The sequence below is a fragment of the Kiloniella laminariae DSM 19542 genome (genome assembly GCF_000374005.1).
GTDB lineage: Bacteria > Pseudomonadota > Alphaproteobacteria > Kiloniellales > Kiloniellaceae > Kiloniella > Kiloniella laminariae.
Map to the genome: position 1 here is coordinate 68473 of NZ_KB893134.1, position 23238 is coordinate 91710.

Annotated in this window: 21 protein-coding genes and 1 tRNA gene; 14 read left to right on the top strand and 8 right to left on the bottom strand. The window is 50.4% G+C overall.

Going from position 1 to position 23238, the window contains the following annotated elements:
* Window positions 1-320 precede the first annotated feature (320 nt).
* A complete protein-coding gene (locus tag B152_RS0100310; RefSeq protein ID WP_020590370.1) occupies window positions 321-686 on the top strand; it encodes a hypothetical protein in 366 nt (121 codons plus the stop codon).
* Here the strand turns inward: B152_RS0100310 and B152_RS0100315 are convergent.
* The 3 genes from B152_RS0100315 to B152_RS0100320 all read right to left on the bottom strand — a co-directional run bounded on the left by B152_RS0100315 (window position 659) and on the right by B152_RS0100320 (window position 1663).
* On the bottom strand, window positions 659-1045 hold the full coding sequence (locus B152_RS0100315; RefSeq protein WP_020590371.1) for a hypothetical protein: 387 nt from the start codon (window positions 1043-1045) through the stop codon (window positions 659-661). The two genes, B152_RS0100310 and B152_RS0100315, sit on opposite strands and share 28 nt — an antisense overlap.
* Complete coding sequence (locus B152_RS26585) at window positions 1042-1248, bottom strand: DUF2842 domain-containing protein (RefSeq protein ID WP_157230758.1); 207 nt, start codon at window positions 1246-1248, stop codon at window positions 1042-1044. Before B152_RS26585 ends, B152_RS0100315 begins: the two co-directional genes overlap by 4 nt.
* 340 nt (window positions 1249-1588) lie before the next feature.
* Window positions 1589-1663 (bottom strand) — tRNA-Gly (locus B152_RS0100320).
* Between the two features lie 176 nt (window positions 1664-1839).
* On the opposite strand from B152_RS0100320, the gene B152_RS21875 reads away from it, so the two are divergent.
* The 5 genes from B152_RS21875 (at window position 1840) to B152_RS0100345 (ending at window position 4810) form a co-directional block, all read left to right on the top strand.
* The gene (locus B152_RS21875) at window positions 1840-2376 is read left to right on the top strand and encodes a prolyl-tRNA synthetase associated domain-containing protein (RefSeq protein WP_020590372.1); all 537 of its coding nucleotides are present in this window, start codon (window positions 1840-1842) and stop codon (window positions 2374-2376) included.
* Window positions 2377-2474: 98 nt separating this feature from the next.
* Window positions 2475-3389 (top strand): thioredoxin, encoded by a 915-nt coding sequence (trxA, locus tag B152_RS0100330; RefSeq protein ID WP_020590373.1) that lies wholly within the window; start codon window positions 2475-2477, stop codon window positions 3387-3389.
* A gap of 44 nt (window positions 3390-3433) precedes the next feature.
* Entirely contained in the window at window positions 3434-4093 is a 660-nt protein-coding gene (locus B152_RS0100335) for an LON peptidase substrate-binding domain-containing protein (RefSeq protein WP_020590374.1), read from the top strand.
* A gap of 74 nt (window positions 4094-4167) precedes the next feature.
* A complete protein-coding gene (locus B152_RS0100340; RefSeq protein WP_020590375.1) occupies window positions 4168-4362 on the top strand; it encodes a Trm112 family protein in 195 nt (64 codons plus the stop codon).
* A gap of 49 nt (window positions 4363-4411) precedes the next feature.
* Complete coding sequence (locus B152_RS0100345) at window positions 4412-4810, top strand: gamma-butyrobetaine hydroxylase family protein (protein WP_020590376.1); 399 nt, start codon at window positions 4412-4414, stop codon at window positions 4808-4810.
* Between the two features lie 77 nt (window positions 4811-4887).
* Here the strand turns inward: B152_RS0100345 and B152_RS0100350 are convergent, their stop codons facing one another.
* A complete protein-coding gene (locus tag B152_RS0100350; RefSeq protein ID WP_020590377.1) occupies window positions 4888-5580 on the bottom strand; it encodes a hypothetical protein in 693 nt (230 codons plus the stop codon).
* Window positions 5581-5743: 163 nt separating this feature from the next.
* Window positions 5744-6994 (bottom strand): UbiH/UbiF/VisC/COQ6 family ubiquinone biosynthesis hydroxylase, encoded by a 1251-nt coding sequence (locus B152_RS0100355; protein WP_020590378.1) that lies wholly within the window; start codon window positions 6992-6994, stop codon window positions 5744-5746.
* A 551-nt stretch (window positions 6995-7545) separates the two neighbouring features.
* On the opposite strand from B152_RS0100355, the gene amt reads away from it, so the two are divergent.
* The 4 genes from amt to B152_RS21885 all read left to right on the top strand — a co-directional run bounded on the left by amt (window position 7546) and on the right by B152_RS21885 (window position 13812).
* On the top strand, window positions 7546-8919 hold the full coding sequence (gene amt / locus B152_RS0100360; protein WP_033405449.1) for an ammonium transporter: 1374 nt from the start codon (window positions 7546-7548) through the stop codon (window positions 8917-8919).
* A gap of 325 nt (window positions 8920-9244) precedes the next feature.
* Window positions 9245-10570: an aminotransferase class I/II-fold pyridoxal phosphate-dependent enzyme gene (locus B152_RS21880; protein WP_083921754.1), complete on the top strand. Its 1326-nt coding sequence runs from the start codon at window positions 9245-9247 to the stop codon at window positions 10568-10570.
* Window positions 10567-12951, top strand: a complete 2385-nt coding sequence (locus B152_RS0100375) for an FtsK/SpoIIIE family DNA translocase (protein ID WP_020590382.1) — start codon at window positions 10567-10569, stop codon at window positions 12949-12951. Before B152_RS21880 ends, B152_RS0100375 begins: the two co-directional genes overlap by 4 nt.
* A gap of 102 nt (window positions 12952-13053) precedes the next feature.
* Window positions 13054-13812 carry a LolA family protein gene (locus tag B152_RS21885; protein WP_211212081.1) on the top strand — a complete coding sequence of 253 codons (759 nt, stop codon included), beginning with the start codon at window positions 13054-13056 and terminating at the stop codon, window positions 13810-13812.
* A 50-nt stretch (window positions 13813-13862) separates the two neighbouring features.
* Here B152_RS21885 and B152_RS0100385 read toward each other — a convergent pair whose 3' ends face one another.
* The gene (locus B152_RS0100385; RefSeq protein WP_020590384.1) at window positions 13863-14687 is read right to left on the bottom strand and encodes a sterol desaturase family protein; all 825 of its coding nucleotides are present in this window, start codon (window positions 14685-14687) and stop codon (window positions 13863-13865) included.
* A 167-nt stretch (window positions 14688-14854) separates the two neighbouring features.
* On the opposite strand from B152_RS0100385, the gene B152_RS0100390 reads away from it, so the two are divergent.
* Entirely contained in the window at window positions 14855-15619 is a 765-nt protein-coding gene (locus B152_RS0100390) for a gamma-glutamyl-gamma-aminobutyrate hydrolase family protein (protein ID WP_020590385.1), read from the top strand.
* A 484-nt stretch (window positions 15620-16103) separates the two neighbouring features.
* Entirely contained in the window at window positions 16104-16901 is a 798-nt protein-coding gene (gene xth / locus B152_RS0100400) for an exodeoxyribonuclease III (RefSeq protein ID WP_020590387.1), read from the top strand.
* 17 nt (window positions 16902-16918) lie between these two features.
* Here xth and B152_RS0100405 read toward each other — a convergent pair whose 3' ends face one another.
* Window positions 16919-17386 carry a cyclic nucleotide-binding domain-containing protein gene (locus tag B152_RS0100405; protein WP_020590388.1) on the bottom strand — a complete coding sequence of 156 codons (468 nt, stop codon included), beginning with the start codon at window positions 17384-17386 and terminating at the stop codon, window positions 16919-16921.
* Between the two features lie 22 nt (window positions 17387-17408).
* On the bottom strand, window positions 17409-20126 hold the full coding sequence (locus B152_RS0100410) for an ATP-binding cassette domain-containing protein (RefSeq protein WP_020590389.1): 2718 nt from the start codon (window positions 20124-20126) through the stop codon (window positions 17409-17411).
* Between the two features lie 613 nt (window positions 20127-20739).
* Between B152_RS0100410 and B152_RS21890 the strand changes: the two genes are divergently transcribed.
* Complete coding sequence (locus B152_RS21890) at window positions 20740-21894, top strand: glycosyltransferase family protein (protein WP_020590390.1); 1155 nt, start codon at window positions 20740-20742, stop codon at window positions 21892-21894.
* A gap of 116 nt (window positions 21895-22010) precedes the next feature.
* Window positions 22011-23237 (top strand): glycosyltransferase family 4 protein, encoded by a 1227-nt coding sequence (locus tag B152_RS0100425; protein WP_020590391.1) that lies wholly within the window; start codon window positions 22011-22013, stop codon window positions 23235-23237.
* The last annotated feature ends 1 nt before the right edge of the window (window position 23238 follow it).

Genomic DNA, 23238 nt, shown 5'->3' on the forward strand with positions numbered 1-23238 from the left:
TTCCAACACAGAGGCGGCACAGGGTCGGCGCAATTACTGCGTAACTTGATGGTGATGTAATCGGCGGCCCCAGGCCAGAAGGGTTTCGAGCTGGATTTCGAAATGGATTTCGGTCTTGGAAAATCCGGCAAAATAAACATGGCAACAAGAATTGGTGAAGAACTTGCACCCGTTAAACAAAAAGGATAATTCTATGTGCATGAGTCTGATCTTGAACCCGACAGCTGTGCGAATGCGTGCAGGCACCCGAATGACCAGCGGCGCTTTTATGCCGAGCCTTTCGCCTGCCTGTTACTTTCTTTGCCCAACGAGATCTGACCATGTCCAGCCCCCTCTATGCCTGCCCAGCAGATAAAACTGCCCCACTGATCTTTGCCCGAATAGAATTTTCTTTGGGGGATCAAGCGCTTGATGTTGTCATCAATCTGCTGCAGAAGCGCGGGTATCTCCCCTGTGAAATAGCAGAGCCACTGCCCGCCGCAGACAACGACACGTTCTTATCCCAGAAGGAAAAAAGTATCAGTTTGATGCTGCAATCAGATATCGATCCTCACTGGATCGTACCTTTTGGCCGATGGCTGATACGGAAAGCGTTACTTAAACAGCTTAAACTCGAGCTTGTTGATGCAAAGGGGGAGATTCTGGCTGCTGTTCAACTTTATGGCACAGGTAAAAGCAGCTTCTGAAGCTGAGGGTCTTTCAATATTTTGGGACACTGGCTATCTAGCATCGCGAGATAGAGGAAAAAATTCCCGGTTTCAGCCTTGAATGCTGCCTGATCTTCGGGGCGAAGTCCCTGGCGACGAACCAGACGGCTGAAAGGCACCTTCAAGCTCTCCGGTGTCTTTGCCAAAACAGCCTCCGTCGCACAGTCACAATGTTGCTTCATCTTTGCCGCTTCAACAGCACCAATACGCTTGCCCAGCTCCGCCAGACAAAAGCTATAGGTTTCATCCCGTTTCAGCTCCCCTGCAGCCAAGACAACAGTGTTGCCCGCGACAAACAGCCCCCCTGCAAACAGCAGGGTTTTCAGCCAAAGCTTCATTGTTCGGATTCCTCTCGTTTCCGCTTCATCCAGAACATAAGTTTTGCTATCGGGTAAATCCAGACCAATCCGACAAAAGGGTAATAGAGAAGATGGACGTACCAGTAATCCGGTAGCCAGTCTGTTCCGATCGTGACCACAAGAGTTACATAGGCCAGTAAGAACAAAAATGTCAGAAAATATAGCGATAAAGATTTGGCCAACGGACAAATACCCTCACAGGATCAGAATAACAGTTCACGATATATTACCGCTGAGTGATAGCTGAAAGAAGAAGTAAAAAACAGCCAAATCGCCTTCCTCCGCCTTCTCACATTACCTTTGTGTCAAGAGAGCCGTCAGACTTAAGCTTACTAAAGGGTCTTTAATTTCTTTCTCCAAATACCTACGAAAATACAACTTTAGGCATAAAATTCCAAAACGTCAGAAAAGCCGGCCAGTCGGCTACGCCGAGAAGCAGAATATAATCAAACAAAATTTGAATTGGCGAGAAATATACAAAAGAAAAAACCCGGCCAAAGCCGGGTCATTTTCGAACAACACTGGAGCGGGCGATGAGATTCGAACTCACGACATTCACCTTGGCAAGGTGACGCTCTACCCCTGAGCTACGCCCGCGCTCTCTGTGTTGGTGACGGGTATTTACTCCACGGTGTTTACCTTTGCAAGGGCTTTTTTCAAAATAATATTCTTCCTTGCCTCCAGGAGAGTACAAAAGCTAAAAAAACAGGCAGAGCTGTATCGCTTACGCTATTCAAGCTTCATAACCTGCGACAGCTAAAGGCAGAAAACTGATGACCACTCCTCTATCCCCCCTAACACCGCCGCAGCTTTTACAAAAACTGCAGGATCTGGGAATCCAGACAGAGACCAAAACACATGCCCCGGTATTTACTGTCGAGGAATCCAAGGCATTGCGGGGCGATCTTCCCGGAGCTCATACAAAAAACCTGTTCTTGCGCAACAAAAAGGGACAGATGTGGCTTCTCGTCTGCCTTGAAGACAGAAAGATCGATATCAAAACTCTAGGCACGGCTCTCGGGGCCGGAAAACTTTCTTTTGGCAGCTCAGACAGGCTAATGGAATTTTTGGGGGTCGAGCCCGGGTCGGTGTCAGCTTTCGCCGCGGTAAATGATCGCAATATTGCTGTAAAGGTTATTCTTGATAAACAGATGATGCAGCAATCCCCGATCAACTGTCACCCTCTGATCAACAGCATGACCACAGCGTTATCACCGGAAAATCTTGTTCTTTTCCTTGAAAGCATCGACCATAGTCCCGAACTACTGGACATGGATAATCTGGACGAATCATGCCGTGATGCAGACTGAGCTGTTATTCCTTGCAGAAGACAGGCCGAATCATCATCTTGGCAGGCAGATTCTCTTTAGTTTGATTTAACACATCAGAAGTCACGGACAACGGCATCATGGAAACACTTATTGGCGAATCTCCCGCTCCAAAAGCTGACCTTATCAAGGATTCCAATCAGCAGGAATTTGCTCAGGACGTTGTAAAGGCATCAATGGATCAACCGGTTCTGGTTGATTTCTGGGCCCCCTGGTGCGGGCCTTGCAAACAGATGATGCCAGCACTTGAATCTGCCGTTCTTGCCGCCAAAGGCGCTGTGAAGCTGGTCAAGATCAATATCGACGAAAACCAGATGCTCGCTTCCCAGCTTCGTGTCCAGTCCGTTCCAACCGTCTATGCCTTTTATCAGGGTCAGCCTGTTGATGGCTTTAACGGTGCCTTGCCGCCAAGTCAGCTGACACAGTTTATCGAACAGCTGATCAAAAAAACCGGCGCTGAAAAAGCTGACCCTGTCGCCGATGCACTGGAGCAGGCTACACTGGCTCTGGAAAACGATGATGCATTGGCAGCCATTTCAATCTATAGCCAGATTTTGGAGCACTTCCCGGAAAACGAAGCCGCACTTGTCGGACTGCTCAAAAGCCAGCTTGCTGCTAAAATGACTGAGGAAGCCCGTGACTTTTTTGAGCAACTCCCCGAGGAAATTAGGACCAAACCTGAATTCTCTGCTATCATCACCAAGCTTGAACTTGCCGCTCAGTCTCTTGATAGTACAGCCGTTCTGGAGTTGCGCAGAAAAATTGAACAGACCCCCTCTGACCACCAGACAAGATACGAACTGGCACAGGCTCTTCAGGCCGAAGACAACCGCGAGGAGGCTGCAGATCATCTTCTCTATATCATCAAGACGGATCGCAGCTGGAATGAAGATGCGGCAAAGGTCCAGTTGTTAAAGTATTTCGAAGCCTGGGGTATGAAGGATCCTATGACTGTTAAGGCCCGCAGTCGGCTTGCAGCCATACTCTTCAGCTAGGGCATGGGCTACAAGGCCGTGCCTGTCATCATTGGGAATCAAATATGACACGTGGTTTTTTTGACCCGAAGTACAGCAAGCTTCCAGAGGATATCCCGCTCTTTCCTCTCGCCGGAGCACTGTTGCTTCCTGGTGGCACCCTGCCCCTTAATGTCTTTGAACCCCGCTATCTTACCATGGTTGACCACGCCCTGAGCCAGGCACGCTGCATCGGCATGATTCAACCCTGCCAGGAAAGTAAGGATGAAGGCACCGCGAATCTTTACAATATCGGCTGTCTGGGACGGATCACCTCCTTTATGGAGACCGATGATGGACGCTACCTTATTTCCCTCCAAGGACTGATTCGCTTCAAGATGACAACAGAATGCAATCATCCCTTCGGATTCAGGCAGGCCCGTTGTGACTACAGCAGCTATCGCAGTGATATCGAGGAAAGCGGAACAGAAACAGTCGATCGTACCCGTCTGCTAAAATGTCTGGAAAGTTACTTTGAAATCAACAACATCAATGCTGACTGGAAAGCGATTGAACACACAGAAAACAGCCGACTGGTCAATACTCTGGCCATGATCTGTCCTTTTTCCGCAGCAGAAAAGCAGGCCATACTTGAAGCCCGGACCCTGTCTGAACGCGCCGAAGTTATGGAAACGATTATGGATATGGCCATTCATCAGAAAAATCAGAATCTTGCGACACAATAATGTTTCTGTAATCTCGACTTTCAGAGTAGAGAACTCACAGGACAATCTGAATTCAGGAATAAATGGAGCCCAGAATGAGCGACGATCCGCGTGTTGACAGAAAACTGTTAGAAATCCTTGTTTGCCCAGTCACCAAAGGGCCTCTTGAGTATGATAGCGCTAAAAATGAACTGATTTCCCGGCAGGCTAAATTGGCCTACCCAATTCGTGAAGGCATTCCAATCATGCTTGCAGATGAAGCCCGCACTCTGGATCAGGCATCAGCATAAGCTCACCGGAAAGCACGCCAACAGGCAAAACAAAGAAGAATTTCAGTCCATGGACCGTTCGATCAAGGAAGAAAACGCCCAGTCTTTTGATACTGAGCACTGGCCGACCGACATCCGCTATAAATCAGATGAGCGGACCCTGAATATCACCTTTGATAACGGTGAAAGCTATAGCTTGCCTGCCGAATTTCTCAGGGTAGAAAGTCCTTCAGCCGAAGTACAGGGACACCACCCCAGCCAGAAACAAATTCTTTCCGGGCGCCGGATGGTTGGGATTATAAAAATAGAACAAGTTGGAAATTATGCCGTCAGGCTGACCTTCGATGACCTGCATGACAGTGGCATCTATTCCTGGCAATACCTCTACAAGCTGGCCCGAGATCAAAATGGACTCTGGCAGAAATATCTGGATACACTCTCGACAAAAGGTCTTTCACGAGACCCATAACAATATTTTACAGTCGCAAGATATACCATGCCAGATAAGCGGCCCCCGTTAATCCTGCCTTTTTGTCGAAATTACATCTATTGAGGGGCTCGAATCACGACGACGGAAGGTTTTCCGTCGAGCTGAGACAACACAGGAAGCCATTCAGGCGGACAAGACTGTTGGGCAGATCCCTTGTGGCAAGCCCATCCGGTTCTGATACCTTCAAAAGCAGCCCGCATGGCATTTTCAGTAACTGGTTGCGCCCCGACCTCAAATTCAGGCACTCGAAATACATGTTGAATCAAATAGAGCGCATTACGGCCAACCGTGGCCCGGAACAAAGCGACTTCACCAGTATTGCGTGTCAGATCACGGGTACAGTTAATTAACCTGAAGCCGGTAGGAAAGCCGTTCACCTGATCTTTCAGGGGCGGCGTTGCCCCGCTGGCCTCACAATTTTGTCCGTAAATCTCTGCAAGCTCATTGAGAAAATCATCGACATTGCCCCCGGCCCATCCGGGAAAAACCTGAACAGTGATCATATCGGTCCAGTTCTCGACATGCTGGCCCGGCGGTAACCATTCTGCAGTTGTCTGCTGCTGTTCAGTTGCTCGCGGCAAGGCATGCCAGCCTTCGGGTAAAGCTGCAAAAAAAACCTCGCCCTCCCCGCCCTGGGCAATAACGGAATCACCCGCAGCCTGCACGGTAGCCACAGGCATAAAGGCCAGCAACAGAGTTGCACTGAATTGCCGCCACAGCTTTATTTTCGACAAGAACCCAAGTCGCATGGATTTCTCTCCAACCACTACACACCACCCGAAAAAGGCACCTCTTGCCCTGATGTTTCCTGTACAGGCGGTCTATCTATTCCCAACAGGAAGTATCATGACAAATCTATCAACACTTTGATCATAGAAAGCAACTCAGGCAAATTTGTGGCTTTCCCTCAAATTAGAGGCTTTCTCCCCGCATCAGACGTGGCAGATCCCCGACAATCCCCATTGCGTGCTTCATAAAGAACCGCTTGACTGGTGGAAGCTTGTCCACAGTTGCAAGCCCAAGATCACGCGCGATGCGAAGTGGCGCCAGATCGTTGGAGAAAAGCTTGACCAGACCATCCATAGCCCCAAGCAGCAACACATTATCAAAACGCCGCCAGCGGGCGTAGTCTTCCAGGACCTGAACGGAGCCGATATCCAGACCCGCCCGGCGCGCATCAACAATAACCTCAGCCAAAGCTGCCACATCCCGCAACCCCAGATTCAGCCCTTGCCCGGCAATCGGGTGCATACCATGAGCCGAGTCACCAACCAGTGCAAGACGCAGATCTGTATACCGCTCGGCATGTAAGGAGCTCAGCGGGTAGGACCAGCGCATATCCGTAACTGTGAAATCTCCCAGAGCCTGACCAAAACGCCGATGAAGTTCAGCAGCGAACCCTGTGTTATCCAGCGCAAGATAGTCATCGGCCAGCTCTCTTTTCTCGGACCAGACCAGTGATGACCGGTGAACCCCCTCTTCACTGTCTGGCAGAGGCAGAAGCGCAAAAGGACCGGAAGGCAGAAAATGTTCAAAGGCCACACCCTTATGCGGCTTTTCATGCACAACCGTGCAGACGATACCGTTTTGGTGATAATCAGTCTCTGCTACCTTTATGCCAGCCTCTTTCCGCAATTGCGAATTGCGCCCATCAGCCCCGATGACAAGGGAAGCGCTCAGATTGCGGCCATCATCCAGCTGGGCGTTCACCCCACGTTTGTTGCGCTCAAGTCGGGCAAGGCTGTGCGGAGCAAGATGATGAAGATTGCTCAGACGGGCTGCTTTTTCGTGGGTTGCAAGACGGATTGCCCGGTTCTCGACGATCCAGCCCATAGGAACGTTGCCAACGTCCCTAAAATCATAGGACATGGAAAGGGATGAAGCTCCGCGATCTATCTGGCCGTCCGTGATCTCGATATGCTGAATTGCTTCTGCTGCCCAGGACATCCCCTGCCACAGACCGATCTGTTCAAAAACCCGCTGGGAGCCGAGAGCAATGGCCGAGGAGCGACCATCAAATGGAGCTGCTTTCTGGCTGCCCGGTGGCTCCCGATCAATAACCGCCACCTCAAGCCCGGCACTTGCCAATGCCACCCCGAGCGTGAGACCAACCAGGCCTCCTCCAACAACAAGTACTTCTACTGTCAGATCTTTTTCAGACATACCCCGTCCCAGATTTTGTCAAAAGCCCATAAAGCACGACGTTTATACCAAGCGATCCTGGCTCTAGTGATATGGACCCTTCCTCTATAAAATGCACCCGAATAAATGAAAAGCACACTTTGCCAGAAGTTCTGCTCCCCTTACGCCCTTTTCGGTGCCTGCTGTTCTCAAACCGACGTTATCCCTTTGATGGCAAACCCTCAGAGTGGAAACTGTCAGCTACGCCCAAGACACACTCATATATTTGGACAGGATCAGCAGAATAAAGCAGATAATTAATTATCTTCAAATAGTTATGCAAGAACACGCATTTTTACATCGAAGCAATATTATCAGCATCAAAGTGTATGCATAATTTTTAATCAAATAATCTTTGTGGCCTATTTTTTAGGCAACATTATTGTGCATCGCACAAAATCGAAGCAAGAAGCTGAAGAAGAAAAATACGATTATCTAATTGATATAAAACATTTATATCGACTTTATAAAAGTTGGCACGTTTCTTGGTTATAGAGTCTCAAAGCCCAGAACGCTTAAGGATGAAAAAACCAATGACCAGCAAAATAATTCCCTGCAAAAAAATTGCGGCCCTCACGCTTCCCCTGGCAGCACTGCTGCTATCCAGCATACCCGCCCAGGCAGCTGTAAGCGAAGAGACTGCCTTTGTATTCAACACCTTCTCCTTTTTGGTGAATGGTGCTCTCGTCATGTGGATGGCAGCCGGTTTCGCCATGCTGGAGGCCGGGCTGGTCCGCAGCAAAAACACTGCAGCGATCTGTCTCAAAAATATCGCCCTCTATTCCATTGCCGGCCTGATGTTTTATCTGGTCGGGTACAACCTTCTTTATGTGGGCGTTGGAGAAAATGGCCTTCTCGGAACATTTTCATTGTTCTATGATTCCAGTGCCGAGGAATTCGCCCTGCTTTCAGCCGAGGAAACAACAGAGGAAATGATCGCGGCAGTAACCGCAAACGGTTACTCGGTCATGTCTGACTGGTTCTTCCAGATGGTTTTTGTAGCAGCCACCGCCTCAATCGTTTCCGGCACTCTGGCAGAACGTATCAAATTCTGGCCCTTCATGGCCTTCATCGCTCTGCTCACTGCGGTTATCTATCCGATCCAGGCTTCCTGGAGCTGGGGTGGCGGCTGGTTGTCTGAACTTGGTTTCAGTGATTTTGCCGGCTCAAGTATTGTTCACTCTGTTGGGGGTTGGGCCGCACTCACAGGTGCAATTATCCTGGGTGCCCGTACAGGAAAGTTCTCCGCCGAAGGTCGCGTCAAACCAATCCCCGGTTCAAACCTGCCTCTTGCAACACTTGGTACCTTTATTCTCTGGATGGGCTGGTTCGGCTTTAACGGCGGCTCACAGCTCGCCCTTGGTTCAGCAAGTGATGCCGTAGCCATGGCAATTGTCTTCGTCAACACCAACATCGCCGCTGCAGCAGGTGTCGTGGTTGCCATGGCCCTGACCCAGCTGCTTTACAAAAAAATCGACCTGACCATGGCCCTCAACGGCGCTCTTGCCGGATTGGTATCAATCACTGCCGGGCCTGATGTGGCTCATGCCTATACAGCCATCATTATCGGTGGCATCGGTGGCGCGATCGTTGTCTTTACCGTACCTTTGCTTGACGCTCTTAAAATTGACGACGTTGTCGGAGCCATTCCTGTTCACCTTTTTGGTGGCATTTGGGGAACACTTGCCGTCGGCATCTTTGGTTCAAGCACCATTATCGCTCAAATCACCGGCATTATTGCCATTGGTGGATTCACCATCGTCTGCAGCTCAGCCGTATGGCTCACCCTGAAATACACTGTCGGTATTCGGGTCACGGAAGAAGAAGAATACAATGGCCTTGATCTGAGCGAACTCGGGCTGGAAGCCTATCCCGAGTTTGGACGCGGATCCCAAAAGTTACTCTGATATTTACCTCTTTGGTGGCGGCTCCGCTTGCGGAAAAACCACCAGAGACACCGGTCAGTTACTTCTTCGGGCATCTTGCCCCGGATTTAACCAAAGGTGTTTCTCCCCACAAGACCCTGCTGACCGCAATCCGAAGCTCTTTCCCCGCAGGGTCTTTACTTGCCGCCTGTTGCTCTGCGCAACAGGCGGTCTTTTTATGTGCAATCGATCTGTAAATTATTTGTGTGCTATCCACAGAAAGATTTCTTTTCACTAGCCACGTTCCAGCCCGAATTGTTATCTAGATAGACCAATAAGGCTGCCGCCTTTCGCTTCAGCCGTTCTTATGACAAGAATCCACCAGCCAGAGGTTACTTCTGCCGTGATTACCCAGCACTTTGTTGATCGCCAGAAACTCCACGAGTTTCACCCCTTCACCCGGTTGCGCGCACTTCTCGACAAATATCCTGCAGGACAATCGCCCTTGACCGGCGGCAAGCCGATCAACCTCTCTATCGGTGAACCCCAGACACAACCTCCGGCTTTCGTCGCCGAAGAGATCGCCAGGGCTTCTGCCGGCTGGTCACGTTATCCGCTGTCAAAGGGTAGTGAAGACTATCTGAATGCCTCAAAACAATGGCTGGAGAGACGCTACTGCTTACCCGACAGTATGCTAGACTCCTCTCGCCACCTTTTGGCCGTTCCAGGAACCCGCGAAGGCCTGTTTTTCACGGCTCTAACAATCCTCCCAACAGCCAAACCCGGCAAACCAGCTCCGGTATTTCTGATGCCGAACCCCTGTTACCATGTTTATACCGGCGCCGCCGCTGCAGCGGGTGCAGAGGTTGTCACCAGTGTGGCAACAAGAGAGAGCGGATATCTGCCGGACTATGCCAGCCTTCCAGAAGAAATCCTTGAACGCACGGCGCTTTGTGTCCTCTGTAGCCCGTCAAACCCGGAAGGGGCTGTGGCCAGCCCCGAAAAAATCAAAGAGCTGATCCTCCTCGCCCGCAAATATGATTTTGTCGTCGCTTTTGATGAATGTTACGCCGAGATCTACAGTGATACTGCTCCCTCTTCTGCTTTTGAAGTTCTGGCTGAAATGGGCGGGGATCTGTCCAATGTCCTGGTTTTCCATTCCCTGTCCAAACGCTCCAGCGCTGCCGGATTGCGTTGCGGCTTTATTGCCGGGGATGAAAAATGGATTTCTCTGATCAACACAACCTGTCAGGTCGGGGGAGCTGGCGTTCCCCTGCCGATACAGGCCGCAGGAACCAGACTCTGGCAAGACGAAGAGCATGTGGAGAAAAACCGGGGGCTCTATCAGGAGAATTTCAGACTTGCTGAGGAAATATTGGGACCGGTTTTCCAGGTCGAGATTCCAGCTGGCGGCTTCTGCCTGTGGCTTGACGTTGGCAATGGCGTTGCTGCTGCAGAAAAACTCTGGCGTGAAGCCGGTATCCGGGTTCTGCCCGGCGCCTATATGAGCCACCGGGGCGAAAATGGCTTCAATCCGGGTGATCGCTATATTCGGCTGGCCCTGGTATATGATCCCGCCTTGACCGCAGTGGCATTAGAGACAATCCGCCATGTTCTTGTCCCCGATCAGGAGGCTAGAGGAAAAGAGGCTGAAAAGCCCCCTGCAGATATGATAGCGGGGAACCTTTCATGAATCGCTCCAGCAAAACCGGCAGGGTACAGCTGCTACCGGATGGGACGGGACTGTTTTTCCGTCACCGCCTGATCGAACTGGCGGGCGTAACTTTCCTTCTTCTGGCAATTTCCCTGATCCTTGCCTTTTTATCCTATGACGCGAACGACCCCGGTTTTAACCGGGCTTCTGACGGACCCGTTTCTAACCTCCTCGGATTGGCCGGGGCAAATACCGCCAGTTTTCTGCTCCCGTTTCTAGGACTTTCCGTCTATGTCCTGCCCTTGATTCTTGCCGCCTGGTGCTGGCGCTGCTTCAAGGATCACAGCCTGAAAAAAGTCTGGCTGCGCATCCTTCTCATACCACTACTTCTGGCTTGCCTCTCTCTCAGCTGCGCTGCACTGCCCGGCGCGACAGGCTGGTTGGGCCAAGGCCAGACTGCCAGCCTCGGCGGAACGCTTGGTGCCATAATCCTGAAAGAAATCGAAACTCTGAGCAAACTTCCCTCAGGAATTCTTGCCCTCATCGCTCTGGTCCCGGCTCTCCCCTGTTTTGCCTATGCCGCTGCCCTTAAAGGTGCCGAGTGGAAACAGATTATTCGCAGCTTCGGCCTGGGGCTGCTCGCCCTTGTCAAAGTCCGGGATCTGGTACAGCGCAAGGACGAAGACGAGACGACCCCAGAAAATGACCAGCAGCTGACCATCCGCAGAAAACGCGACAAGGCGATCAAAAAGCGCGCGCAACAGGACCGGGTCGAGCCCGTCCTTGAGGGCAAATCAGCCCCGACGCCTTCGCGGGTAGAGACCCCCTCGAAAACGCCACAGCCCAGCAAACGGGTCAAGGCTGAAGAGCAGGGCCGCCTCAACCTTGGTAAAAATGATGGCGAATATGAACTCCCGCCCATCTCCATGCTCAACCTGCCTCCCGAGAACATCGGCAAAGACCGGCTGGGCAAGGATGCATTGGAAAAGAATGCCCGCCTACTGGAAACCGTGCTCGAGGATTTTGGCGTTCGTGGCGAGATTGTCACCATCCGGCCCGGCCCTGTAGTCACCCTTTATGAACTCGAGCCAGCTCCGGGAACCAAAACCAGCCGCGTGGTCGGTCTGGCTGATGATATTGCCAGATCCATGTCAGCTTTGTCTGTCAGGGTCGCTGTTGTCCCTGGCTCCAGCACAATCGGGATCGAGCTGCCCAACAGCAAAAGGGAGACCGTATACCTGCAGGAGTTAATGGGCTCGACAGATTTTGAACAGGACAAAAGCAAACTGCCGATTATCCTCGGCAAGGATATCGGCGGTAATCCTTCGATCGTGGATCTGGCCCGTATGCCCCATCTGTTGATCGCAGGAACCACAGGGTCAGGTAAATCTGTTGCCGTGAACGCCATGATTTTGTCGCTGCTCTACCGTTTTACGCCTGATGAATGCAAATTCATCATGATTGATCCGAAAATGCTGGAACTGTCGGTCTACGACAATATTCCCCACCTGCTGGCGCCGGTGGTGACAGAACCCAAAAAAGCCGTTGTTGCCCTGAAATGGACAGTTCGGGAAATGGAGGATCGCTATCGTGCCATGTCCCGCCTCGGGGTCAGGAACATTGATGGATACAATGCCCGTATGGCAGAGGCCCGTAAAAACGGCGAGGTTCTGACCCGGAAAGTCCAGACCGGGTTTGATCCGGAAACCGGGCAGCCGATTCACGAAGAACAGCCGTTTGACATGAATCCCCTGCCCTATATCGTGGTTGTTGTCGACGAAATGGCCGATCTCATGCTGGTTGCAGGCAAGGATATCGAAGGCGCCATCCAGCGCTTGGCACAGATGGCCCGTGCTGCCGGGATTCATATCATGATGGCAACCCAGCGACCTTCGGTTGACGTTATTACCGGAACAATCAAGGCCAACTTCCCGACCCGGGTGAGTTTCCACGTTACGTCGAAAATTGACAGTCGAACCATCCTCGGCGAACAGGGCGCCGAACAGCTGCTTGGTCAAGGTGACATGCTCTATATGGGACAGGGTGGCAGAATCCAGCGTGTCCATGGTCCCTTGGTCACGGATGAGGAGGTCGAAGAGGTTGTCAGCTGGCTGAAAAAGCAGGCCCGCCCGAGCTATATTGAATCCGTCACCGCTGAAGAAGGGGATGTCGGCGATTTTGATGGTGATACCGGATCCTATAGCGGCGGTAACGGCAACAAGGGCGACGAGCTCTATGACAACGCCGTAGCCGTGGTGATCAAAAGCCGGAAAGCCTCAACCAGTTTTGTCCAGCGACAACTGCAGATCGGCTACAACCGTGCTGCGACCATTATCGAACGCATGGAAGACGAGGGGCTGATTTCCTCGGCGAACCATGTCGGAAAACGTGAAGTTCTTGTCCCCGACCGCGATGAGTAGTATTGCAAACCAGCGCACAGTTACAGAAACACTGCTGTCTGCCTTTATCATGCCCCAAAGGACCGTATGATGAAGAAGTCTACAGAATATAAGGAAGAGACTTTGTTTACTTCACCAGTTCGCTTGACCTCGCGCGCCGAATTTATGTCACCCCTAAATTTTTCTGGAAGCGCACTTTGCAAAAGCCTTCAGAACGGTTTGGCCATTCTGTCTTTGTCCCTGGCATTATTGACGCTGTTGAGCCCGACCAACGTCCAGGCAGAAGCAATAGACACCCCGCCAGCAGAAAAAACCAACCTGAGTGGGCTATCTCCGGATGAAGTTGCGATCGTCCGTCGGGTTGAAGTCTATCTGAACGAACTCAAATCCGTTTCTTCCCGTTTTCTTCAGGTTTCCAGCACCGGCAGTCTTGCTGAAGGACAACTGTTTCTGGAACGACCCGGCCGCATGCGGTTTGAATATGATGATCCCGTGCCAATCGTGATGATCGCCAATGGGGTGACCCTCCTTTATTTTGACAAAAAGCTGAAGCAGGCAACCTATCTGCCGCTCTGGAAGACACCCCTGTGGTTTCTGATCCGGGAAAAGGTCGAGCTGCACAAGGATATCCAGATTCTCCGGGCACAGGAATCCAGCAGTACTGTTCAGCTGGAACTACGTGCAGAAGGCGAGTCTGATGGAGCCCAGATGACCCTGCTTTTCAGTGACAATCCCCTGTCCTTACGTAAATGGGAAGTACTTGACGCGCAAGGTATTACAACACAGGTTTCCTTGATTGACCCCGTCTATGATAATCCGATTGATGAGACCGTTTTTAAAACTGACGATCTTGATATGAAACGCAAAAATAACGCTAAATAACCGCGTTACTCTTTCTTCTCGCTCCGGTAAGACAGCAGGCGGATAATTATTTATCCGCCTTTTTCTTTTTCCCGAAAGGGCCGCAGTAAAAGTGCAGGCAGACTTTTATCCGAGAAGCCTTCCACCCCAATCGGCATGCCCGTAAATCGGGCTGTGTCGCTTCTGGAACCAAAGATCCTGTCCCAGAGACTTAAGATCGTACTGTAGTTGCTGTCCGTATCTGATCGAAGGGCATGATGATGCACCCAGTGGATTGAAGGAGTGACAATAATCCAGGAAAGATAGCGCTCCAGAAACGAAGGAAGCCGCAAGTTTGAATGATGAAAAATTGTTGCGAGCAAAAGCAGGATCTCAAACAGAAAAACTGAAAAAAGCGGGATATCAAGCAGGATGATAAAAACAACCCGCATCAGCGCTGAAAGCAAAACCTCGCCAAAATGAAATCGAAGTGCCGAGGTGCTGTCGAGAGTATTATCCAGATGGTGGACTTCGTGGAAGCGCCACAAGAACGGCAGCTCATGATTAAGGCGATGCCACCAGTAAATCAGAAAATCGAGAAGCACCAGATCAAACAACAAACCTCCCGAACCGCTTACCCCCCCCTCACGCCAGCCCCAGGGCAAAGCCGTGGCCCAATAGGTAAGAGGTAACACAACAAGCGGAGAAAGAAGCGTATTGCAAAACCACAAACCCAGATTCCGTCCGATCCTCGGGGCAAAGATCTGCCCCCTGAACGCCTTCCCAACAGAAGGAGCAGTTTGCTCCTTGCTTCTGTCAGCGTAGGGCCAACAGCGTTCTGCGAGAAAAAGCAGAAGTAACCAGCCGAATACAAGGACAGCCCTGATAAGGAGCTCTGAGTCTGTTATATCTGCCATTTTTCGCCTGACTATAAAGTTCATCCAGGATTAACGCGAGGCTACAGAAAACAGGCAAGTAAATTTCGTTAAATTATCTGTGTTTATCAAGAAGGCTTGCGTCCGTAAAAAGAAGCTCTAACATCCTTTTCCAGTTTATTCCTGAACAGCTCTTCGACAAGGCAAACATGTCCCGATATCCCCTCCCTCTGGTTGGTGTTTCTTCCTGTGTACATAAAAGCGATACCCCCAAACCATTCCATGCGGTGGACGACAAATATCTCAGGGCGGTTTCCCTATCGGTAGAAGCAATGCCTCTGGTCATCCCCGCGCTGGGAGAGCTTCTTGATATATCAGGCCTGGTCTCCAGACTTGATGGAATTATGCTCACGGGCAGTGCCAGCAATGTTTTTCCCGAGCGCTATAACAAAACACCGACCAAAGATGCTGAACCATACGATTTGCAAAGAGATGAAACCACATTGCTTCTGATCCAGGAAGCTCTGCGCCAGGAAGTTCCTCTCCTCGCAATCTGTCGTGGCTTTCAGGAACTTAATGTCGCCCTGGGAGGGAGTCTGCATCCGCAAATCAACAAGATAGAAGGGCGGATGGACCACAGCAGCCCAAACACCAACGAGATGGAAGTGGACTATGGCCCCAGCCATAACATTACTATCCAGGATGGCTGTCTGTTAAGGACAATTCTCAAAGCCGGTGAAGCCCAGGTCAATTCTTTGCACTATCAGGCAATTGATCAGCTGGGAGATGGCCTTGTGATTGACGCTCAAGCTGCTGACGGAACAGTTGAAGCGATTTCTCTCCCACACCAGAAATCCTTCGTCCTGGGTGTCCAGTGGCATCCGGAATATAAATCGCTTGAAAATACCGTCTCTACTAAAATCTTTAAAGCCTTTGGTGATGCAGTGAGAGACCATTCAGCTCAACGACCTTAAGCTTGGTACAAAAACAATCTTTCTTGGAAAGTCATATTTTCTCTGGAGTCTCGAACAATTTATGACTAATTAGCAGATAATCATGCCCTTATTATTGTTATTCCTTCCTATTTTACATATAATTATGAGATAATAATCCTAACACGTAAATTTTATCCACAGCTCCGTTGAAATCCCCACTGGATAGCTTATCTTAGAATGACGTCGCCTCCTACCTCACTCCTGGCGACGTATTCGGGAACTGGAATCCCCCCTCTGGTTCCTTGAAACTCTGCGAAGAAGCGGGAACACCTGGTTATCCCCCCAATCAGGTGTTCCTTTCTTTGCTTTTGGATCCCTCTTTGGTATATTATTTTTATCAGACAGGTCCATACTAATAATCTGGCTTTATCGAGCACAAAAACAGTATCATTCTCCATCCGAAACAAATAATTTAAAATCATTTCGAATATGAAATGATATAATTTCGCATACGGAACATTTTATGACGACACGTATTGCCACTTGGAATGTCAACTCTCTCCGCCAGCGACTTGACCATCTGAAAGCCTTTACCGACAGCCATAAACCAGACGTGCTCTGTCTTCAGGAGACCAAGGTTCAAGACAGCGAATTCCCCGAAGATGATATTAAATCAATGGGATACAACACTGTTCTTTTTCACGGACAGAAAAGCTACAACGGCGTTGCAATTCTCTGCCGGAACAGCGTGGCTATGAGCGATCGTAAAGTCTGGTGTGACAAGGATGACCGCCGACACCTTATGGTGACTCTGCCCAACGGCGTACAGGTTCATAACTTTTATGTGCCATCAGGGGGACCCGTTCCGGATCCGGAACAAAATGACAAGTTCGCCCACAAGCTCTCTTTTCTTGAAGAAATGATTTCCTGGGCAGCAGAACCCTCAATCCGCCAGGAAAAAATTATTCTGGTTGGGGATCTGAACGTTGCTCCGCTGGAAACGGATGTCTGGAACCACAAGAAACTTTTAAGATCCGTGGGGCACACTCTGCGAGAGAGTGAACTGATGGCGCGCCTAAAGTCTGCGGGTGACTTTACCGATGTTGGGCGACATTTTGTTCCTCCCGACCAGCCTCTCTACAGCTGGTGGGGCTACCGCTACAAGCTTTCCTTTGCCAAGGACTACGGCTGGAGGCTGGACCATATTCTGGCAACCGAAGCCCTGCGCCCTCATCTTAAACATTTTGAAGTCGTCAAGGACACACGGAGTTGGGAAAAGCCATCCGATCATGTGCCGAATCTTGTCGATCTCGACCTCTAGACCCAAAAAAATACCAATTATGATGCGCCTTTCTCACGCAGGGCATTCCGGGCTTCTGTCAAGCGGCTCGTTGTATGTTCCAGCCGCTGCGCCAGAACGCGCATAACCTCAACGCCCATCTCGGGAAAGTCCATCACCATATTAAAAAACAGCTCTTTGGTGATCTTTAGGGTAATCAATTCTGACTTGGCGGTAATTGTCGCTGTCCGGGGCACATCACAAAGAATCGCGATCTCGCCAACAAAATCGTTTTTACCGAAGTTCGCAACAACCAATGCCCCATCGTCCGTATCGACACTAACATCAGCATCACCATCGATAAGGATGTAAGCAGCATCCCCGGCATCTCCTTGATGGAACAGCTCCTGTCCCTGCTTGAATACCAGGCGCTCACTGGCAAAAGCCATCAACTTAAGACGCGAAGGCTCTATGTTGGCAAAAAGCGGGATATTCTTAAGTGCTTCAACTTCTTGTTCAATCGACATTTGAAAACAGTCTTTCCTTATATCATTCCGCAGCGATGAGGCTTTTCAGAACTTTACCTTTGGTACTCAATTCACTATAGGCGCCACTTTCAACTATTCTGCCATTCTGCATCACAAAGACCTGATCGAAATGCGCAGCAAGTTCTGCTCTTTGCAGGGTCCACACCAGCCCCCGATCCCCCTGTGACTGGATAACAGCAGGTATCAGCCTGTTCTGGCTTTGAGAATCCAGCACGGCCGCAGCTTCATTAAAAATCAGCAAATCAGGATTCTTGATAAGGCTTCGGGCCATGGCAAGCTTCTGGCGCTGTACCCCACTTAATCTTTTACCCCCGACGCCGACGTTGTAATCCAGTCCAACCTCGATGACATCGGAACGCAAGCCAAGTTCATCCAGCAGCTCGGTAATCACTCTTCCAATCGTTTCTGCCGCCTCAGCGCGCCCATAGGCCAGTCGGCCAAAGAGGATATTATCCTGCAAGCTGGCAGCAGAGTTAAAGCGATCCGGATCATAAAACTCCACGGCATCAGGATCTTTCGTCACCAGCTTCTCGGCAAGAATTACACGCGCCGCCAGTGTTTTTCTCTCGACCTCTTCTGTCACAAGTCCAAGACGATGGCGAGCCTCGACATAATCAAAAGGCAGATACATCAAAGCCTGTCTGTCTGCTTCTGTCAGATCAGAAAGACCTGATTTATCAACACGTTTTACAATTTTATCAAAATCGGGAAGATCATCGGCAGAAATAAAACTGAACTGTTCGAAAAACGGATGTGTCGGGGGAAGCCCCGTAAAAAGCTCAACCATGGTCCGGGCGATTGAGACACCCATGTTGAGAATAGGTTCACGTAATTCGGCCTTTTGCACAGCTTCTCTCAAAATCGGCATGGAGAGAAGGTTATCCCCGGCATAGTCGTTTTTACGCGGCGTGCCAAAAAGCAAATTTTCCCGAAGGGTTGCGTTTTTGTTATAACTTTCCGGATCAAAGGCAATCACCAGATCTTCCGCCCCGATTACCTTGAGATGTTCTTTCAAGGCAATCCGCGCACCCAGAATACTTTCGGCAATTTCGGGGCGATACTCGGCATCGACAGTACCGCTTAGCCCAAAGCGATAGACGTCCTCCTCCAGATCAACCTTCTGGAGCACATCAACCACGCGACTGATCAATTGGGTCTGGTCCGCAATCCCTGCAACCTTGTAGTCAATCCACTCTCCATTTGGACTGAGGACGGTATTGCCTGTCCGAAGTGCCTCTGATCGCTCCCGTTCAATTTCTTTGGGGTCTATCGGCTCAGCGGTGTTGTCATTCAACATCCAGTTGCGCAGGCCATAAAAAAGATTATCCCGAACCGAAAGCGGGAAAAGATAGGCATCCTGGCCCACATAAGACAAACGACGTCCGGTAATCGCCGAGGGTAATTTTACCAGAGGCTTGCCGCCAATCTTGACCGAACCATTGCTCGGCTGAACCAGATTGGCCAGCATAAGGCCCAGATATTCCTTGCCACTGCCAGCATTACCAACAATCGCGACGTTCTGCCCGACGCCGAAAGAAACATTGATCGTGTCAAGAAGCCGGTTCTCATTTTCATCAACCAGACTCAGATTACTGATTTCAACCTTGCCCGTAAGGGGGTCACCCCGTTCTTTTTCAGCCTGCTGCATTTCGGAAAGGATCAGGCCATGGGGCTGGAACTGCTCAGCGACCTGCTCATATTTGATCTGAACATCATTGCGTTGCTGATCCCAGTTGATCAGGTCTTTCACCGGAGGCGGCAAATCCTTGTAAGCCGCGAGAACCGCCACCAGAGTTCCGATTTCAAACTGCCCTGTAATGACCAGATACCCCCCTCCGAGATAAAAGATAAAGGGCGTTACCTGAGCCAGTAGATTGTTCAAAAACTTCACAAAAAACTTGCGTTGATAGATCTCGTAACGGATCGAAAAGATCTTGCCCAGGCGGCTGGAAATTTCGGCGCGTTCATAATTGGTTGTATCGTGGGACTGGATCTCGATTGCCCCTTCAACCAGCTCTGCAACCCGCCCGGCCAAAGCCCGCGCCGTCATCTGGCGCTGCCGGCCCAGAGTAAGAATGCGTTTCCGCAAACGGGGAATAAGGAAAGCCTGTACCAGCACAATCGACATTGCCACCAGTCCGAGCCACCAGCTTTGTACCATAATAAAGATCATCGCCGTCAGGGCCTGCCCCCCCAGGAAAACCGGGGTAACAAAGGCATCGCCGATAAACCCGCCAAGCGGTTCAACCTCGTCCTTGATCATGGTCGCGATCTCGGCCTGTTTTATTTTTCGGCTGTGCAGAACCGGAAAGCGAAGAATACGATCTGTCAGCTCATAGCGCAGCCGGCGCAACATCCGCTCACCCAAACGTCCCTTGAGTGTATTGATCACAAACTTGAAGACGCCATTGATCAGAACAAGAGACAAAAATGACAGACAGAGCGCAAGCAACAGGGGAAGCTGCGTCAGCATAAAGCCTTCGAAGAGTGTGACGGGATGACCAAAAATTGCTTCGCCATAAGGAAGCTCAAACTGCATAAACGGCAAGGTCGCGGCAGGGTCCGAGAAAACTTCTGAACTGACTGCCTTGTTGATAATGCTTTTGGGCAGATCCAGGGACAGAAAATAAAAGGGCATGGAGATCAGCACAAGGATCAGAATACCTATCTGGTCTTTCCGACTGTGCCGCCAGATATATTTGAAAAGTTCCGGTTCCATTTAAGCTCAATATCCCCCAGCTAAACCTTTATTATCACTAAAATGTAGGACGCTTGTTTCAATAGTTGTCAGGTATAAATTTATATACTTTCTGGTCCAGATTTGCTGTTTTTTTCACCACTCTTGTCAAGCTTAATGGATGTCACTATCCAGGTAAACCAAAGTCAATAAACTCTTTGTCAGTACTTGTGTAACACCATACGAGCTTACCCATGGTATCTTTAAGTCCAACCTAGGAAAAAGGTCATTAGGGCACTTGCAGTCGTCAGTCGCACAGGATGTCTGGAATCAATACATCAGCTCAATTCCTGGGCAACAACCTATTATCGGCAAGCGGCGTTATATTTCTCCCATGAGCAGAGCAGACAAGAATGACAACAGAACAACCTCCGCAAAAACGCTCCGAAAAGAAATGTTCACAGCATTCTTTCTTGGGTCTTTCAGATAATTTGTGGCATAGTCGCCACGATTACCTGGGGGGAGTAGAGCAATCCTAAAAGACCGCGAACAGATAACCGATTGCCGGAACAACAAGGGCAAACGTGTTCTTATCTACAGTCACGACAGCTTCGGTCTCGGCCACCTGAGACGCTGCCGGGAAATCGCGCACACCTTGGTTGAGGAAAACAGCAACCTCTCGGTACTGATCCTTTCGGGATCTCCAATCATTGGCTCTTTTGGGTTCAGATCCAGGGTCGACTTTGTCCGGATTCCCGGCGTTATCAAGCTGCGTAATGGCGACTATACCTCGCTTAATCTTCATATTGATATCGAGCAGACCCTGAGCATCCGCTCTTCAATCATTATGCACACAGCTGAATTCTATGACCCGGACCTCTTTATCGTTGACAAGGAACCCCTGGGATTGCGCGGAGAAGTCGAAGACACTTTGCGTCTGCTCAAGCAACGCGGCACGCCCTGCGTTCTTGGCCTGCGTGATGTCATGGACGACCCCGCCCTGCTTGCTTCGGAATGGAAAAGAAAGAACACCGCCCCTGCTCTGGCCGAATATTATGATGATATCTGGGTTTACGGTCTGCCACAGATCTGTGACCCGCTCGCAGGGATCGACATCAGCCCTTCAGTCCGGCGCAAGATGACCTACACGGGGTATCTCCGACGCTCAGGTGAAACTGGAATTCCGCTGCCCGTACTGGAAAAGATTGACGAGAACACCCCTTATTTGCTGGTCACTGTAGGCGGTGGTGGCGATGGTGAAGAAATCATTGATTGGGTCCTATCAGCTTACGAAACCGACCCGGATTTGCCTCATCCTGCACTGATCGTCCTTGGCCCCTTTATGAACAGTGATCTGCAACACGACTTTCAACTTCGTGCCAGCAAGCTGGACAAGGTTGAAGCGATTACTTTCAATGCCCAGCTCGAAAGTCTGGTCGATGGTGCTATCGGTATTGTCAGCATGGGCGGATACAATACCTTTTGCGAGATTCTCTCGTTTAACAAAAGGGCATTGATCATCCCCCGTACAATCCCTCGCATGGAGCAGTATATCCGTGCCAGCCGTGCCCAGGAACTCGGTTTTGTACAGATGCTGGAGAACGATGGCCAGCGCGACCCGGTCAAGATGGCAACTGCCCTGCGCAACCTGCCTCAGCAAAAACTTCCTGCCGATGTCATCGTCCCGGGACTACTGGACGGGCAGCAGAATGTTATCAAGCTCGCCAACAAGTGGTTCCGCAGCAAACTTGATCATATCAAAACCGTTGAAACTCCGGATAAAAAACGGGTGAACGAGACTCCTTCCTGAGCTCCCGAGATGCCCAGCACAGCAACAGCAAAGCCAATTTACGAACTGAAATTTCAGTGCCTAGAGCGATTCCACTAATGACTTACACATCTGTTTCGACTGGAAATTAGGGTGGAATGAGTAAAAAAGTAACTGTCATCCTCAAGGGATACCCCCGGCTTTCCGAGACTTTCATTGCCCAGGAACTGCTGGCCCTGGAACAAAGGGGCCTCGAGCTTTCTTTAGTGTCTCTACGCCATCCAACCGATAAATCCATTCACCCGATTCACCGGGAAATAAAAGCTCCTGTTCGCTATTTACCGGAATATGTCTATCAGGAACCACTGCGTGTTCTCAAATCCTGGTGGAAGGCTCGTCAGATGCCTGGTTATAAAACAGCAAGGTCAGTTTTTTTTCGAGATCTGAAACGGGATATTTCGCCCAACAGGGTCCGGCGTTTTGCCCAGGCCTGTGTACTGGCGGCAGAATTGCCGAACCAGGTTGACTGGCTCTATGCCCATTTTCTGCACACACCTTCTTCAGTGACACGCTATACCGCCTTTATGCGCCAGCTGCCCTGGTGCGGCTCTGCCCACGCCAAGGACATCTGGACCTCGCCAGAGTGGGAGCTTCGTGAAAAGTTATCCGATATCAAATGGCTGGCAACCTGTACCAATGTGAACGCCGATTATCTCCGCAGCCTTTCTCCCGATAATGACCGGGTGGATCTGGTCTACCACGGTCTCGACTTTGCCCGCTTTGATGTAAAAGATCATCAAGCTCTGCTCAGAAATGGGACCCGGACAGACCAACCGGTTGTGCTTATTTCAGTCGGCCGGGCCGTTGCCAAAAAAGGGTATGATGATCTGCTCAAAGCCCTGTCTCTCTTACCCAAAGAGTTGAAATGGCGCTTTATTCACATTGGCGGAGGCACCCTGAGCAAGAACCTGAAGTCACTTGCACAGAAGCTGGGCATCGCCGAGAATATCACTTGGATGGGTGCACAACCGCAGGAAGTTGTTCTGGAACAATATCGCGAGGCGGATATTTTTGTTCTCGCCAGCCGGATTACCGAGGATGGAGACCGTGATGGCATGCCAAACGTTCTGATGGAAGCCCAAAGCCAGTCCCTCGCCTGTCTTTCGACCCGCGTTTCCGCCATACCTGAATTGATTATCGATCAGGAAACCGGTCTTTTGGTTCCTCCTCAGGCACCAGAAGAGCTCAATCAAGCGCTGCAACGTCTGATTACAAACCCGCAATTGCGACAGCAACTTGGTGAGGCCGGCGCAAAAAGGGTTCGGGAAAACTTTTCAATGAAACGGGGCATCGACCAGCTCATGACCCGCTTTATGGCTGGCTAAG

Excerpts from the sequence above, each read along its gene's own strand:
- B152_RS0100355 (WP_020590378.1), bottom strand. The coding sequence starts at position 6,994 with ATGTCTGAAAAAGATCTGACAGTAGAAGTACTTGTTGTTGGAGGAGGC.
- amt (WP_033405449.1), top strand. The coding sequence starts at position 7,546 with ATGACCAGCAAAATAATTCCCTGCAAAAAAATTGCGGCCCTCACGCTT.
- B152_RS0100335 (WP_020590374.1), top strand. The coding sequence starts at position 3,434 with ATGACACGTGGTTTTTTTGACCCGAAGTACAGCAAGCTTCCAGAGGAT.
- trxA (WP_020590373.1), top strand. The coding sequence starts at position 2,475 with ATGGAAACACTTATTGGCGAATCTCCCGCTCCAAAAGCTGACCTTATC.
- B152_RS0100425 (WP_020590391.1), top strand. The coding sequence starts at position 22,011 with ATGAGTAAAAAAGTAACTGTCATCCTCAAGGGATACCCCCGGCTTTCC.
- B152_RS0100375 (WP_020590382.1), top strand. The coding sequence starts at position 10,567 with ATGAATCGCTCCAGCAAAACCGGCAGGGTACAGCTGCTACCGGATGGG.
- xth (WP_020590387.1), top strand. The coding sequence starts at position 16,104 with ATGACGACACGTATTGCCACTTGGAATGTCAACTCTCTCCGCCAGCGA.
- B152_RS0100385 (WP_020590384.1), bottom strand. The coding sequence starts at position 14,687 with ATGGCAGATATAACAGACTCAGAGCTCCTTATCAGGGCTGTCCTTGTA.
- B152_RS0100405 (WP_020590388.1), bottom strand. The coding sequence starts at position 17,386 with ATGTCGATTGAACAAGAAGTTGAAGCACTTAAGAATATCCCGCTTTTT.
- B152_RS21875 (WP_020590372.1), top strand. The coding sequence starts at position 1,840 with ATGACCACTCCTCTATCCCCCCTAACACCGCCGCAGCTTTTACAAAAA.
- B152_RS0100340 (WP_020590375.1), top strand. The coding sequence starts at position 4,168 with ATGAGCGACGATCCGCGTGTTGACAGAAAACTGTTAGAAATCCTTGTT.
- B152_RS0100410 (WP_020590389.1), bottom strand. The coding sequence starts at position 20,126 with ATGGAACCGGAACTTTTCAAATATATCTGGCGGCACAGTCGGAAAGAC.
- B152_RS0100345 (WP_020590376.1), top strand. The coding sequence starts at position 4,412 with ATGGACCGTTCGATCAAGGAAGAAAACGCCCAGTCTTTTGATACTGAG.
- B152_RS21880 (WP_083921754.1), top strand. The coding sequence starts at position 9,245 with ATGACAAGAATCCACCAGCCAGAGGTTACTTCTGCCGTGATTACCCAG.
- B152_RS0100390 (WP_020590385.1), top strand. The coding sequence starts at position 14,855 with ATGTCCCGATATCCCCTCCCTCTGGTTGGTGTTTCTTCCTGTGTACAT.
- B152_RS0100315 (WP_020590371.1), bottom strand. The coding sequence starts at position 1,045 with ATGAAGCTTTGGCTGAAAACCCTGCTGTTTGCAGGGGGGCTGTTTGTC.
- B152_RS0100310 (WP_020590370.1), top strand. The coding sequence starts at position 321 with ATGTCCAGCCCCCTCTATGCCTGCCCAGCAGATAAAACTGCCCCACTG.
- B152_RS0100350 (WP_020590377.1), bottom strand. The coding sequence starts at position 5,580 with ATGCGACTTGGGTTCTTGTCGAAAATAAAGCTGTGGCGGCAATTCAGT.